The 13,677-nt window shown below is 70.6% G+C and carries 15 protein-coding genes; 3 read left to right on the top strand and 12 right to left on the bottom strand.

What is annotated here, in order from left to right; genetic code table 11:
* Positions 1–73: 73 nt before the first annotated feature.
* The 6 genes from HMPREF1868_RS04485 to HMPREF1868_RS04460 all read right to left on the bottom strand — a co-directional run bounded on the left by HMPREF1868_RS04485 (position 74) and on the right by HMPREF1868_RS04460 (position 3,995).
* Positions 74–874, bottom strand: coding sequence for a metal ABC transporter permease (locus tag HMPREF1868_RS04485; RefSeq protein WP_062530803.1), 801 nt, complete (start codon positions 872–874; stop codon positions 74–76).
* Positions 874–1,608 carry a metal ABC transporter ATP-binding protein gene (locus HMPREF1868_RS04480; protein ID WP_062530801.1) on the bottom strand — a complete coding sequence of 245 codons (735 nt, stop codon included), beginning with the start codon at positions 1,606–1,608 and terminating at the stop codon, positions 874–876. The genes HMPREF1868_RS04485 and HMPREF1868_RS04480 overlap by 1 nt, the downstream gene beginning before the upstream one ends.
* A complete protein-coding gene (locus tag HMPREF1868_RS04475; RefSeq protein WP_082719527.1) occupies positions 1,608–2,621 on the bottom strand; it encodes a metal ABC transporter substrate-binding protein in 1,014 nt (337 codons plus the stop codon). Before HMPREF1868_RS04475 ends, HMPREF1868_RS04480 begins: the two co-directional genes overlap by 1 nt.
* Before the next feature lie 54 nt (positions 2,622–2,675).
* Positions 2,676–3,041, bottom strand: coding sequence for a hypothetical protein (locus HMPREF1868_RS04470; protein ID WP_062530799.1), 366 nt, complete (start codon positions 3,039–3,041; stop codon positions 2,676–2,678).
* Positions 3,034–3,501, bottom strand: coding sequence for a Fur family transcriptional regulator (locus tag HMPREF1868_RS04465; RefSeq protein ID WP_062530797.1), 468 nt, complete (start codon positions 3,499–3,501; stop codon positions 3,034–3,036). Before HMPREF1868_RS04465 ends, HMPREF1868_RS04470 begins: the two co-directional genes overlap by 8 nt.
* 248 nt (positions 3,502–3,749) lie before the next feature.
* A complete protein-coding gene (locus tag HMPREF1868_RS04460; RefSeq protein ID WP_062530796.1) occupies positions 3,750–3,995 on the bottom strand; it encodes a hypothetical protein in 246 nt (81 codons plus the stop codon).
* A 263-nt stretch (positions 3,996–4,258) separates the two neighbouring features.
* Here HMPREF1868_RS04460 and HMPREF1868_RS10000 point away from each other — a divergent pair, with 263 nt between their 5' ends.
* Positions 4,259–4,516 carry a hypothetical protein gene (locus tag HMPREF1868_RS10000; RefSeq protein ID WP_231782257.1) on the top strand — a complete coding sequence of 86 codons (258 nt, stop codon included), beginning with the start codon at positions 4,259–4,261 and terminating at the stop codon, positions 4,514–4,516.
* Positions 4,444–5,115, top strand: a complete 672-nt coding sequence (locus HMPREF1868_RS04455) for a pirin family protein (protein ID WP_369817528.1) — start codon at positions 4,444–4,446, stop codon at positions 5,113–5,115. Before HMPREF1868_RS10000 ends, HMPREF1868_RS04455 begins: the two co-directional genes overlap by 73 nt.
* Before the next feature lie 151 nt (positions 5,116–5,266).
* On the opposite strand, the gene nagA is transcribed toward HMPREF1868_RS04455, so the two are convergent.
* Entirely contained in the window at positions 5,267–6,442 is a 1,176-nt protein-coding gene (gene nagA, locus HMPREF1868_RS04450; RefSeq protein ID WP_062530794.1) for an N-acetylglucosamine-6-phosphate deacetylase, read from the bottom strand.
* Between the two features lie 122 nt (positions 6,443–6,564).
* On the opposite strand from nagA, the gene HMPREF1868_RS04445 reads away from it, so the two are divergent.
* Entirely contained in the window at positions 6,565–7,464 is a 900-nt protein-coding gene (locus HMPREF1868_RS04445; RefSeq protein WP_062530792.1) for a proline iminopeptidase-family hydrolase, read from the top strand.
* 351 nt (positions 7,465–7,815) lie between these two features.
* Here the strand turns inward: HMPREF1868_RS04445 and HMPREF1868_RS04440 are convergent, their stop codons facing one another.
* The 5 genes from HMPREF1868_RS04440 to HMPREF1868_RS04420 are packed head-to-tail and all read right to left on the bottom strand — an operon-like array spanning position 7,816 to position 13,654.
* Complete coding sequence (locus HMPREF1868_RS04440) at positions 7,816–8,961, bottom strand: biotin--[acetyl-CoA-carboxylase] ligase (protein ID WP_159430806.1); 1,146 nt, start codon at positions 8,959–8,961, stop codon at positions 7,816–7,818.
* Complete coding sequence (locus HMPREF1868_RS04435; RefSeq protein WP_062530788.1) at positions 8,948–9,934, bottom strand: DegV family protein; 987 nt, start codon at positions 9,932–9,934, stop codon at positions 8,948–8,950. Before HMPREF1868_RS04435 ends, HMPREF1868_RS04440 begins: the two co-directional genes overlap by 14 nt.
* On the bottom strand, positions 9,922–11,886 hold the full coding sequence (gene accD, locus HMPREF1868_RS09570) for an acetyl-CoA carboxylase, carboxyltransferase subunit beta (protein WP_082719525.1): 1,965 nt from the start codon (positions 11,884–11,886) through the stop codon (positions 9,922–9,924). The genes HMPREF1868_RS04435 and accD overlap by 13 nt, the downstream gene beginning before the upstream one ends.
* Positions 11,873–13,210, bottom strand: a complete 1,338-nt coding sequence (locus HMPREF1868_RS04425) for an acetyl-CoA carboxylase biotin carboxylase subunit (RefSeq protein ID WP_062530786.1) — start codon at positions 13,208–13,210, stop codon at positions 11,873–11,875. Before HMPREF1868_RS04425 ends, accD begins: the two co-directional genes overlap by 14 nt.
* Complete coding sequence (locus tag HMPREF1868_RS04420; protein ID WP_062530783.1) at positions 13,211–13,654, bottom strand: 3-hydroxyacyl-ACP dehydratase FabZ family protein; 444 nt, start codon at positions 13,652–13,654, stop codon at positions 13,211–13,213.
* Positions 13,655–13,677: the final 23 nt, after the last annotated feature.

Here is a 13,677-nt window from a genome sequence, read left to right as displayed (position 1 = left end):
TGATCGTACGACTCCGGGGTCGTACGATCACGACCCCGTCCAATCCTCGGGCCCATCGCAGCAGGAAGCGGGCCTAGCGCAGCAGGGAGGCGAGCTTCTTCCCGGCGAGGATGACCAGCAGCAGGGCCACCGCCATGAGCACGATGGTGCCGCCCGGCTTGAGCCCGAAGTAGTACGAGACGACCAGCCCGCCCACCGTGGTCACGACGCCCACTATGCTGGAGATGACGCAGGTCTGCCTCCAGCTCCGAGCCAGCTGCAGCGCGCAGGCCACGGGCACCACCATCATCGACGAGACGATCAGCGAGCCGACCGTCCTCGACGCCACGGCCACGACCAGCGCGACCACGACCACGAAGGCGAAGTTCGCGGCCGAGACGGGCACCCCCACGGCGCGCGCGTGGCGCTCGTCGAAGGACATCAGGAAGAGCTCCCGGCGCATGAGCAGGCAGACGAGCACGGCCAGCGCGCTGATGACGGCGATGGTCGCGGTCTCCTCCGCGCTCACGGTGAGGATGCTGCCAAACATGAAGCTGTTGAAGCTCGAGGCGTTGGGCACGAAGCCCGAGAGCACGCCGGCGAGCCCGATCCCGGCCGCCATGACCACGGCCACGGCGAGCTCGGACTGGTCGCGGAAGCGCCGGCGGATTCCCTCGATGCAGAGGGCTCCCGTCAGGCAGGCGAGAATGGCGCCGCCCACCGGGCTGAGGCCGCCGACCAGGCCCGCGGCCACGCCGGCAAGCGAGGTGTGCGAGAGCGCGTCGCCGATCATCGAGAGGCGCTTGAGGACGACCGTGACCCCCACCAGGGGGATCACGATTCCCAGGAGAACGCCCACTGCCAGGCCGCGCTGCATGAATACGTAAGCGAGCATCAGGCCGCACCTCCCGAACGTCCGGCGACGTCGCCGCCAGCCCCACCGCGCCCGTCTCCCCCGCCGCGCTCGACGGCCACGCCGTCGGCGATCTCCACCACGCGGCAGCCCAGCTCGCCGAGCGGGGCCAGGTCGTGGGTCACGAGCAGGACCGCGAGGCCCCTCTCGTCGTGGGCGTCCGCCACCAGCTGGTAGAAGATGCTGCGACTCTCCCTGTCCAGGCCGTTGGTGGGCTCGTCCAGCACCAGCAGACGCGGGTCCCCCACCAGGGCGCAGGCCAGCCTCACGCGCTGGAGCTGCCCGCCAGAGAGCTCGCGGATGATCCGCCTCCCGTAGGCGGCGAGGCCCACGCGGGCCAGTGCCTCCTCGCTCCGGGCACGCCGCTCGCGTCCGCTCGCGCGACGTCCCAGCGAGTACTGACTCGCGTCCACCAGCTCGAGCACACTGGCCGGGAAGCGCGAGATTGCCTCCGGGGGGAGCTGCGGCACGTAGCCCACCAGCCCCCAGTCGCGGAAGCGCGCCGGGCTCTGGCCGAAGAGCCGCACCGAACCGGAGTCCGGCGCGAGCTCGCCCACGACCAGGCGCGCGATCGTGGACTTGCCCGCACCGTTGTCCCCCACGAGGGCACAGATCTGCCCGTCGTCGAGCTCGAGGTCGACCCCCCGCAGCACCTCGGTGCCCCGGTACGAGAAGCGGACGTCCTGCAGCGTGACCGGCCTCGAGCCCGCGCTCATCAGGCCAGCGCCTTCTTGAGCGCCTCGAGGTTCTTGCGCATGGTCGAGAAGTAGTCCGCGCCTGCAGCCAGCTCCTCGTCGGAGAGCCCCTCGAGCGGGTTGAGCTCCTCCACCTGGGCGCCGGAGGCCTCGGCGATGGCCTGCGCCACCTTGGGACTCACCAGCTCCTCGCTGAAGATGTACTTCACGTCGTGCTGCTTCACGAACTCGACGATCTTTGCCATGGTCTGGGCGTCGGGCTCGGCGTCGGCCTCGATGCCCTCGATGGCCATCTGGTTGAGGCCGTACTGGTGGCAGAGGTAGCCGAAGGCCTCGTGGCTCACCACGATGTCGCGCTTGGGCAGCTTCTCGATCGCCTGCGAGAACTCGCCGTCGAGCTTGGCGGCCTCGGCCGACCACTTGTCGTAGTTGGCCTCGTAGGCGTCCTTGCCGTCGGGGTCGGCAGAGATCAGGCCGTCCGCGATGGCGCGCATCTGGATCGCCGCGTTTGTGGGCGAGAGCCAGCAGTGCGGGTCGGTGGTCGAGACCTCGCTCGGGTCCTCGCCGTGCTCCGCATGCTCGGCCTTCTCCTCCTCGAGCGCCTCGGCGCTGAGCTCGAGCAGGTCGACGTCCTTGCTGGCCTCGACCGTGACCAGCTTGGAGTTCGAGAGGCTCTTCAGGGTGTCGTCCACCCAGTGCTCCATGCCGGCTCCGTTGTACACCAGCACGTCAGCCTCCTCGAGGCTGCGCAGGTCGGCGGTGGAGGGCTCCCAGTCGTGGGGCTCGGTGCCGGCGGGCACGAGGCAGCTGACCTCGGCGCGGTCGCCGGCGACCTTCTTGGCGAAGTCGTACATGGCATAGAAGCTCGCGACGACCTTGAGCTTGCCGGAGTCGGCGGGCACGGTGGCAGTGCCGTCCTGGCCCGCGGGCTTCGAGCAGCCGGCGAGCAGCGTGCCCGCGCCGATTGCGGCAGCGGCGAGCAGGCCGCGGCGCGTCAGGTTGGTGCCGAAGTTCTTGCTGATGGACTGGTTCATGCTTGTTCCTCCTGTGGTTCGTCTCCGCTTCGTGGGCTCGTTCTGGCACGGTGCTCAGATGTCGAGGCGGACCCCCAGGTCGATGGGCGTCTTCCGGGCGAGAGTGACGCAGCACGCCACGATCGCGAGGACGCTCGCGGGAGCGGGTAGCCCCACAGGTCGCGGCGCGGGGCCGGCCGGCAGCGCTCCCCTGCCGGCGACGCGCGCCACCTGGGCCATGGTGCGGCAGATGGGGCAGCCCTCGCCCTGGCACTCGTGGTGAGACTCGCGCGCAAGCCACAGGGCGGAGAGGCCCAGCTGCAGGGCGAGCACGAGGCAGAGCGCGAACGCGGCGATGCGGCCTGCGCCGTGCCTGGCGTCGCGCCACGAGGCGAAAGGCGCGCGGCCGTGCGGGACGGGCCGCGACGCGGTGCTAGGCATGGGCGCCACTCTCCCCCGCGGAAGCCGCGTCGGCGGACGAGGCACCGGGATGGGCCGCCTGGCAGTCGTCGCAGTAGCCATAGAGCACGGTGCGCGAGAACTCGATCGCGAAGCCGTGGTCGCTACGCACGTGCTCGTGCAGGTCGTCCAGCATGTGGCAGTCCAGGGTGAGCACCTTGCCGCAGCCCAGGCACACCAGCTGGCCCTCGTCGGGACGCTCGGGGTCAATCAGGCGATAGCGCGACTCTCCCCCGCCCGGCGAGACGACCTTGGCAACGGCCCCGTCGCGCGCGAGCGCCTCGAGCGTGCGGTAGGCGGTAGTGCGGCCCACCTTGGAGCCCTCCTCGCGCAGGCTCCCGAAGACGTCGTCCACGCTGAGGTAGTGGTCGGCGTGGCGCGAGAGGAAGTCGAAGACCGCCTGCCTCTGCCTGGTGTTGTAGCCGTGCCTGACCGCTGGCATCCGCTCTCGCCTCCCGTCGCCGCCCGACCCCGTCGCCTTGCGGGTCTCGCCTCACCGCACGCTGGCGGCATCGCTCGTCTCCCCTTGCGAATCCGACATTTGGATTCGGATTTCATTTTAGAAAGCGAGAAGGACGATGGAGCAGCGGCCGGGACATCTGTCGCATCCACACGCTTTCGTCACATCCGGGCGGGGCTCGACGACGGGCGGGCGGCCGCGTAGCGGGATCGATGCAGCCAGGCCCGGGCCTACAGGTTGTGCTTGGCCATCTTCTGCTCGAAGATTCCGTTCACGATGGCGCTGAGCTGCTCCTTGGCCTCCCCGGTCAGCGGACCGTCCTGCTCGGCGATGGCATAGAGCTCGGGATGCTCGGCCGCGATCTTCTCGATGGTCTTGCCAGTCGCGTGCGCGCGGACAAACGCGGGGATGCGCTTGACGTACTCCTCAGGAACCAGGTCCAGGATCTTCTTCGCCGCGTCCTTGTTGACTGCCATGGTCGTTTCCTCTCTGTGGCGGGGCGTTGCGGCTGGGTCGCTTACGTCCCTCTCCCCTGCTTGCGCATCGCATCTTAGGTCCGCCTCGACATTTTATAGTGCGCTATTTAATCGCGCACATAGAATCGTCACAGCAAGTGGATCGTGTGTCTAGTCACCCCGTGCGAACGGTATACAAGCAGCATCGCAAAGCGTGCGACGTCGGCGACCTGTAGGTCCACACCTCTGGGGCCCGCCGACGACGCCATAAGAAGGAGGCAGGCATGGACAGGCATGCAACCAACGTGGTGAAGGGATTCAGGACCATCGACGGCGGCGGGGTGAGCCTCGTCCGCGTGCTGGGCAACCAGACCGCCGACGCCTTCGACCCCTTCCTGATGCTCGACTCGTTTGACAGCACGACCCCGACGACTACACCGCCGGCTTCCCCTTCCACCCGCACCGCGGCATCGAGACCATCACCTACGTCCGCCAGGGCGGCATGCACCACCGCGACAGCATGGGCTACGAGGACACGGTGAGCGACGGCGGCGTGCAGTGGATGTGCGCGGGCTCCGGCGTGATGCACGAGGAGACCATCCCCGCCGCGAAGCGCCTCTTGGGCGTGCAGCTCTGGCTCAACATGCCCGCCGCCGAGAAGATGACTCGACCGCACTACCACGCCATCAGGGGCGCCGACATAGAGACCATCAGGATCGAGGGCGGGGAGCTGCGCCTGCTCGCCGGCCGCTACGTCGACGCCGAGGGCAGGCTCCACGTGGGCTACCAGGGCGAGCACCTTCCCCTCGACTACTACGATCTGGGCGTGGAGCCCGGCAAGACCGTGGCGATCGACGTGGACGAGGACCGCTCGGTGCTGGCCTTCACCCTGGAGGGCTCCGCGCGCGTCGGCGGACTGCCCGTGGGCCCCAAGACGGCCGTGCGTCTGGAGGGCGGCGACCGCGTCGTGATCGAGGGCAAGGACGAACGGGCGCAGGTCCTGCTCATGAGCTCCAAGAGGCTCGACGAGCCCGTGGCCTGGGGCGGACCCATCGTGATGAGCACCCGCGAGGAGCTCATGGACGCGTTCCGCGAGCTCGAGGACGGGAGCTTCCTCAAGGAGGGCTCGCTCAGGGACTAGGCGCAAGTGGCTCCGGTTCCAGCACGGCGAAGGCCGCGGCCCGTCTCCCCAGGGAAGCGAGTCGCGGCCTTCTTGCTGCAGTTGCGCTCGCGCCGGCCGAGGCCCCGAGGCCTTCTTGCTACGCTGGCACCGGCCGGGGCCCGCGACCTCCCTACCTCACCAGCACGCCGCCCACGTAGGTCGCCTCGAGCTCGAGGTCGGCGCCCATCACGTTGAAGTCGGCCGCACGGCACGCCTGGATCACGCCGCAGCAGTCGTCGACGCCGGACATGCGCGCGGGAATCTCGCTCGCCATGCGGATGGCCTGCTCGGCCGTCGCGGCGTTCCAGTCGACGACGTTTTTGACCGCACGGGCCAGCGTGAGCACGGAGCCGGCGATGTTGCCCATGCTGCCGTCGGCGTCCAGCAGGTGCGCCACGCCGTCCTGCAGGCGGATCGGGAAGTCCCCCAGCTCGTAGTCGCCGTCGGGCATGCCCCCGCAGCGCAGGCAGTCGGACACCAGCGCCACGTGCTGCCAGCCCTTGGCGTTGATCATCGCGCGCGCGGCGGGCGCCTGCACGTGGATGCCGTCGCAGATGAGCTCGGCGTAGGTCTCGCTCGTGGTCATGGCCGCGCCCACCAGGCCAGGCGCGCGGTGGCCCAGGCCGGTCATCGCGTTGTACGTGTGCACGAAGGAGGTCGCGCCCGAGCCCACGGCGGCGATGCCCTCCTCGTAGCTGGCATTGGAGTGGCCGAGCGCGGTCGCGACGCCCATCAGCGACATCTCAGCGCAGAACTCGGCACTGCCCGGGCGCTCGGGCGCCAGGGACGCCCTGCAGATGAGACCGTGCGCCTCGTCCTGCCAGGCGCAGACCTGCTCCACGGAGGGGTCGCTCATGTGCGCGGGATTCTGCGCGCCAGCGTGCTCGGCGGTGAAGAAGGGACCCTCCAGGAATATGCCCTCGATGCGTGCGCCCACAAAGTCGTCGCCGCGCAGCTGGTCCGCCTGCCAGATGCTCGCGCAGGCCTCGCCGATCTGCTCGGCAGGCTGGGTCAGCGTGGTGGGCGTCCACGAGGTCGTGCCGTGGCGCGCGAGCTCGATGCTCGCGGCGTTGATGCCTTCGGGGTCGCAGTCCATCACGTCGTGTCCCAAAAAGCCGTGGATGTGCGTGTCCACAAAGCCCGGCGTCACCCACTTGCCCGTGCAGTCCAGGACCTCTGCCCCCTCGGGCAGCTCCTGCACTACGGGCCTGAACGCGCCGTCCGCCACGGGCAGGTAGCCCGAAGCCACGACGCCGCCCGCCAGCACGATGTGGTCGGACTTGACGAAGAAGCCGTTCTGGTCCATGGTTCCTCCTCTTGGGCGGGAGCGACGGCCCCGGACGCGGGGTCGCTCTCCCCTTGGTTTCTCCCTGAGTATAGGCTGGGGGAGAAAGGCCACCAACACAGCTGCGACAGAAGGCCGGCAAGATGCACATCAGCGAAGGATACCTGCCCTTCTTGGGCCACCAGACCCATTGGCGCGTCGTCGAGCCAGACGAGGAGCTGCCCGGCCGTGCGCCGCTCGTGCTCCTGCACGGCGGACCGGGGTCGACGCACAACTACTTCGAGGTGCTGGACGGCCTGGCCGACCTCGACGGCAGGAGGCTGGTCATGTACGACCAGCTGGGCTGCGGTCTCTCGTGGGACGACGGGCTGGCGGGACATGACGAGCTCTGGCGCGCGAACACCTGGCTGGACGAGCTCGACGCCCTGCGCGCGGGGCTTGGGCTGGAGCGCATCCACCTCCTGGGGCAGTCATGGGGCGGGATGCTGGCGCTCATGCACCTCCTGGACCGCGGGGGCGTGGGCGTGAGGTCGATGGTGCTCAGCAGCACGCTGGCATCGGCGAGCCTCTGGGGCAGCGAGGGACACCGGCGGCTTCGCTACCTGGGCGCGGACGAGCGCAGGGCCATGGAGGAGGCGGAGAGGGGTGGGCGCTTCGACACGCCGGAGTTTCGCGCCGCCGAGGCCCGCTACCTGGAGCTCTTCTGCGCCGGAGAGCCGGACGAGTCGAGCCCGGAGTGCCTGAGGAGGCCCAAGCGCACCGGCCGCGAGTCCTACCTCGCGGCGTGGGGAGACAACGAGCTCATGCCGAGTGGCACACTCGCCGGCTTCGAGTACGCGGGGCGCCTGAAAGAGGTGCGCTGCCCCGCACTGGTGGTGAGCGGGACCCAGGACCTCTGCTCCCCGCTGGTCGCCAAGCAGCTCGCGGACGGCATCCCCGGGGCGCGTTGGGAGCTCTTCGAGGGCTGCCGGCACGCCTGCTTCGTGGAGGACACGCCGCGCTACCTGGCCATGCTTCGGGAGTGGCTGGACGAGAACGACTAGCTGGCGGCGGCAGGCGCGGTGGGCGACGACGAGCGCGACGGCTGCCCCGAGGCCGTCGCGTCGCGCACGCACAGGCGAACGCCGTTCTCGTCCAATGCGCACATCCCGCACGCGCAAACGCACGCACCTCTCGCCTTGCACGCGTAAGCGCACACGCTTTTCATCCTGCACGCGCAAGCGCACATCAGGCTTCGCGTTTCCGCAGATGGCGAGGGGGGCCGTTGTGCGCAACCGCGTGTTCGATGCCAGAGCTGTGCGCAATGGCGTGCAAGGCGTTCGCACGCGTGCGCTTCAGCGTGCACGGCATCCGCACGCGTGCGTTGCCGCTTGCTCGACGCCCGTGGGCGCGCGCTATCGCGTGCTCGGTGCAGCGCAATCGCGGCGGAGAAGCACGTCGCCGGCAGTCACGCGAACCGGCCACGAGCCGTCGCCGGAGGAGCCGTCGCTGGAAGAGCCGTTGCCATCCGCTGGAAGCACCTCGAGCGATCCGTCCGCGCGCACGTCCCCCGCGACGCCCTCCACCCTGCGACCTGCGGCAAGCTCGACCGTGACGGGATGCCCGCGAAGGACGTTCTCCACGTTCACGCGAGAGACGAGCTCGTCCCGCGCTGTCTCGCCGCCAAACGCGAGCGCGCCCATCTGCCGGCGCAGGCCACGCGCGATGCCGGCACACAGGCGGTCGCGCAGCTCGGCGAAGGGCGGCAGCCCGTCGAAGTGCAGCTGAAGCGACGTGGAGAGGGGCGTAGGCAGCCGGTCGGCCGCGACGAGGAGGTTGGCCCCGACGCCGACGACCACCCCCACGTCGTCCGCATCCGAGAACGCCACCTCCGAGAGGATGCCAGCAAGCTTGCGTCCGGCCAGGTAGACGTCATTGGGCCACTTGAGTCCGAGCAGCTGGGCGGGTCTAGCGGCGACCGCGGTTCCGGCACCATCGACAGCGTGCGCTGCGCCACCGGCATTGCCCGCGACACCGAGATCACCCGCGACACCGAGGCCACCAGCACCGACGACCACATCGCGCAGGGCGTCGAGCACGGCAAGGCCCGCGGCAAGGGTGAGCAGTCCCGAGTCCGAGCCCCGCATGAGGGAGGCGGGGAGCGCGAGCACGAAGGATGCCGTGAGCGAATCGCCCACGCCGCTCCGCCACGAGCGGCCAAGTCTGCCTCTGCCCTGGGTCTGCTCGTCGGCGACCACGAGGCAGGCGGGAACGCGGTCTACTCCTCGCCAGGGACGACCGCGCCACCCGTCCGCAGCGTCTCCAAAACCCGCGGACACGGGCAGGCTCCCCAGGCTGGGATAGAGCCTTCGCGCAAGATCGTTGGTCGACCCGCAGGTGGCGACATGCACCAGCTCGTCGCAGGCCTGTCGGGAGAGGGGGAGGTCATCACGACCTGCGTCACGACCTGCGTCACGACCCGCGTCGCGTCCCGCGTCGCGGCCAAGTCCTCCGTCGACGTTGACGACCGTCGCAGCAGAGGTGTCCTCAACGGCCGCCAAGGCCATCCGCCCCGCCCGCGCCGGAACCGTCTGCCGCCACGTCGACGCCATTGGCCACGTCGGCGCCACCCGTCGCCTCGCCACCGCCCGACGCTTCGCCACCCGCCACGCCAGAACCGCCACCCGACGCGTCGGCCCAGCCTAGGGCCAGCGACCCGACCCCCAGCCTCGACGTGAGCACGGGCCCACCGTCCTTCACGAGCACCCTCGCCTTGGGGCGACGGCGACGCAGCTCGACGAGGGCGAAGCGCGCCAGCTCGTCGGCATGCCCGAAGTGGGACACGATGACCGTCCCCACGTCCGCGGGAACGGGCCCCACGAGCTCGCGCGCGGCAGAGATCCCCCCGCGGACGACCTCGACCGTCTCGATGGCGCCCTCACGCAGGCAGAAGACCGGGTAGCGCCCCAGCATCCCCGCCACGGAGCGCCGCGTCGCCCCGAGCCGGCCGCTGCGGCGCAGGGGCCTCATGTCCGGGACGGCAAAGCGTATGCCCACGCGTCCGCGGAACTCGCGCACGCCGTCCGCGACCTCCGTGAGCGAGAGGCCCGCGTCCGCGAGGGCCCGGGCCTGACGCACGACGAGCTCGAGCCCCGAGGCCGTGGCCCACGAGTCAACGACCTGCACGCGCCCGCCGACGCCGGTCCACTCCCGGTCAAGGGCCGCAGCCGCCTCGCGGGCGGCGCGGTGCGCGCCAGACAGCCTCGCCGACATCGTCACGCACAGCACGTCCCGGCCCGAGTCGAGCAACCGCTCGAAGGCCCGCGCGAAGTCGCGCTGGTAGACCGACTCGGTCCCCACGAAGGGGTCCTCGCGCAGGATCGCCTCGTAGTCGCCGTTCTCACCTTGGGGCAGCTCCGGCCGGCGCTCGCCGCGTGCGACGTAGGTCATGGGCAGCACGGTGCACCCCAGCTCACGCGCCTCCTGGCGCGTGAGGCAGCAGGTGGAGTCCGTGACGATGGCTATTCCCGGCATAGCGCGTCTCCTCCCATGCGGCGGAAGCGGTCGTAGCGGCGCTCGAGCAACTCGTCCACGTCCAGACCAGCCAGGGCGTCGACCTCCTCGGCGAGCCGCGCGGAGAGGGACCGGGCGAACCCCTCGCCGCCCAGGCCCGCGTCGTCCACCACGTCGTCCACGATTCCCAGCTCGACGAGGTCGCGCGCCGTGACGCGCAGGGCCTCCGCCGCCTCCGCGGCGCGCGACGTGTCCTTCCAGAGGATGGACGCAGCGCCCTCCGGGCTCACGACCGAGTACACGGCACCCGAGAGCATGAGCGTCCGGTCGCCTGCGGCCAGGGCGAGCGCCCCACCAGAACCGCCCTCGCCCACGATGACCGAGACGACGGGCACCCTGAGCCCGCCCATCTCCACCAGACTCGAAGCGATGGCCTCGCCCTGGCCGCGCTCCTCCGCGCCGACCCCGCAGTAGGCGCCCGAGGTGTCGACGAGGCATACCACGGGACGGCCGAACTTCTCGGCCTCGCGCATGAGGCGCTGGGCCTTGCGATAGCCCTCGGGGTTGGCCGAGCCGAAGTTGCGCGCGATGCGTTCCTTGGTGTCGCGGCCGCGCTCGGTGCCTATCACCGTCACGGGCCGGTTCCCCAGCAGCGCGATGCCGCCCACGATGGCCGCGTCGTCGCCGAAGAGCCGATCCCCGTGCAGCTCGAGGAAGCCGTCGAAGACCTGCTCCATCAGGGGGAGGACCGTCCCGCGCTCGCCGCCGCGCACGCGCGAGAGCAGCTCGTACGCCGAGGGAGCGGGCGTGGCCGATGGTGAGCCCTTGGTCGGCGCCACGCCTTCCCGTCCGACATCAGGCGAGAGAGGCGTGCCCTCCTGGCCTCGCGAGCCCTCGCGAGCCGCACCGACGCCTTCGGTGGAGAGACGCACGCGTTTGCCCTTCTGGTCCCGCGCGGCCTCGCGAACCGCACCGCCCCCGTCCCCGCCAGCCGACAGCGCGACGCCCGAGGCGCCGTCGCCGCCGTCCGCACCCGCGCTTACGGCGCCGGAAGGCTCCCCCAGCACGTCGGCCGCGGCGCGGACCTCGGGCACGTCGGCCCCGTCGGGCGCGCGGTAGGCGCCGCCCTCGTGCAGGGCCAGCAGCCTGCCCAGCATCGAGGGGAGGTCCCTGCGCTCCACGATGCGGTCCACGAAGCCGTGCTCCAGGAGGAACTCGGAGCGCTGGAACCCCGCGGGCAGGCGCTTGTGGGTGGTCTGCTCCACCACGCGCGGCCCGGCGAAGGCAACGAGCGCCCCAGGCTCGGCCAGGGTGACGTCGCCCTCCATCGCGAAGCTCGCCGTGACGCCGCCCGAGGTCGGGTCCGTCAGCACCACCACGTAGAGCAGCCCCGCCTCGGAGTGCCTGCGCACCGCAGCGGAGACCTTGGCCATCTGCACGAGCGACGTGGTCCCCTCCTGCATGCGCGCCCCGCCCGACACGGTGAAGCCCACCACGGGGATGCGCAGCTCGAGGGCCCTCTCGAAGAGGCGGCAGAGCTTCTCGCCCACCACGGCGCCCATGGAACCCATCATGAACTCGCCGTCCATCACGAAGACGCCGGTGGGGCAGCCGCCGATGGAGGCCACGCCGGTGAGGACGGCGTCGTTCTCGCCCGTGCGCAGGCGGGCGCTGCGGAGCTTCTCCTCGTATCCCGGGAAGCGGAGAAAGTCCCTCACCCTGAGCTCGGCGTCCATCTCCTCGAAGCTCCCCGCGTCCACCGTCATCGCGAGGCGGCGGCGGGCCCCCAGCCGCATGGGATGGCCGCAGCGCGGGCACACGTCCAGGTTGTCGGCCAGGACGTCGGCGTCCGTCACGCGACGGCAGCTGGGGCACTTCACGAACACGTGGCGCGACGGCAGCTCGACGGGGACCTCGGTCACGGCCCCCTCGAGCACGTTCACGCTCTTGGTCTTCTTCCTATTCGTCGCCATAGAGGTGCTCCATGAGGTCGGTGTGGTAGACGCCCGAGACGAACTCGGGGTTCGAGAGTATGTCGAGCTGCAGCTCGGAGTTCTCCGCCACCCCCTCGATCACCAGCTCGCCCAGGGCGGAGCGCATCTTGCGTATGGCCTCCTCGCGCGAGGGGGACGAGATGACGAGCTTGCCCAGCATCGAGTCGTAGTAGGGAGGCACGGACACCCCCTGGAAGAGGGCCGTGTCGAAGCGGACCCAGGGGCCGCCCGGGACGTGCAGCATGGACACCGTGCCGCACGAGGGGAGGAACTCGGGGGTCTCGGCGTTGATGCGGCACTCGATGGCGTGGCCGTCCACGCGGACGTCGTCCTGGGAGAAGGGCAGCTCCACCCCGGACGCCACGCGCAGCTGCCACTTCACCAGGTCCACTCCCGTGACCATCTCGGTCACGGGATGCTCCACCTGCAGGCGGGTATTCATCTCCATGAAGGCGAAGGTGCCGTCGTCGGAGTAGAGGTACTCGATGGTGCCCACGCCCACGTAGCCCACGGCCCGGGCGAGGTCGCGCGCGGCGGCGTGCATGCGCTCGCGGACCTCGGGCGTGACCGAGGGGCTGGGGCTCTCCTCCAGGAGCTTCTGGTTGTGGCGCTGCACCGAGCACTCGCGCTCGCCCAGCGAGACCACGTTGCCCCGCGCGTCCGCCAGGACCTGGACCTCCACGTGGTGGGCGGGATGGATGAAGCGCTCCATGTAGCAGCCGCCGTCGCCGAAGGCCGCCTGGGCCTCGGAGCTCGCGGCCAGGAAGGCCGAAGCGACGCCCTCGGGGCCCGTCACCTTGCGGATGCCCCTGCCGCCGCCACCGGCACGTGCCTTGACCAGGAGCGGGAAGCCTATGCGGCGGGCCTGCTCCTGCGCGTCCGCCTCGTCGCGCAGGAGGTCCGAGCCCTCCACCACGGGCACCCCCGCCGCGCGCGCCGTCCGGCGGGCCTCGTCCTTGTCGCCCATGCGCTCGATCACCTCGGGAGAGGGACCGACGAACACGATGCCGCAGTCGCGGCACTCGCGCGCGAAGGGGGCGGACTCCGAGAGGAAGCCGTAGCCGGGATGGATGGCCGTGGCCCCGCTCTCCAGAGCGACGGTGAGGATGGCATCGGCGTTGAGGTAGCTCTCCTGCGGGCGCGGCCCGCCTATGCAGTAGGCCTCGTCGGCAATCTGGGCGTGGAAGGCGCCGGCGTCGGCCGTGGAGTAGACGGCGACGGTCTTCACGCCCATCTCCTTGCAGGCGCGTATCACGCGGACGGCGACCTCGCCACGGTTGGCGACGAGGATCTTCTCGAACACCTAGCGCCCCCCGTCGGCCACGCCGGCGGCTGGCACCAGGGCGAACGACATGTCCGCGCTACAGCAGGGCATGTCCCCCACGAGCGCCTCGCCGTGGGCGAAGTGGAAGGCCCCGTGCTCGCGCGTGATGCGGCAGCGCAGCTCCACGGTGTCGCCCGGCCTCACGGGGTGCCTGAAGCGCACCTTGTCCAGGCTCGTGTAGAGGGGGACCCTCCCCTCGCCCGACATCGCCTCACCCAGGAGGACGCAGCAGTTCTGCGCGAGCATCTCGCACAGGATCACGCCGGGCACTACGGGGTCGCCGGGGAAGTGCCCCCGCACGAAGAACTCGTCGCCCGTGACCGTCACGTGCCCCACGGCCTCGTCCCCGACGACCTCGGCGTCGTCCAGGAGCAGCATGGGCTCGCGATGGGGCAGCAGCCCCTTGATCTCTTCCCTGTTCATGGCTCGTCTCCCTCGCAGGCCCG

It is taken from the genome of Olsenella sp. DNF00959 (genome assembly GCF_001553055.1).
In the GTDB taxonomy this organism is placed as follows: Bacteria; Actinomycetota; Coriobacteriia; order Coriobacteriales; family Atopobiaceae; genus Olsenella_I; species Olsenella_I phocaeensis.
Note: the sequence above shows the minus strand (reverse complement) of the source record. Positions and strands in the feature narration are given on the sequence as shown.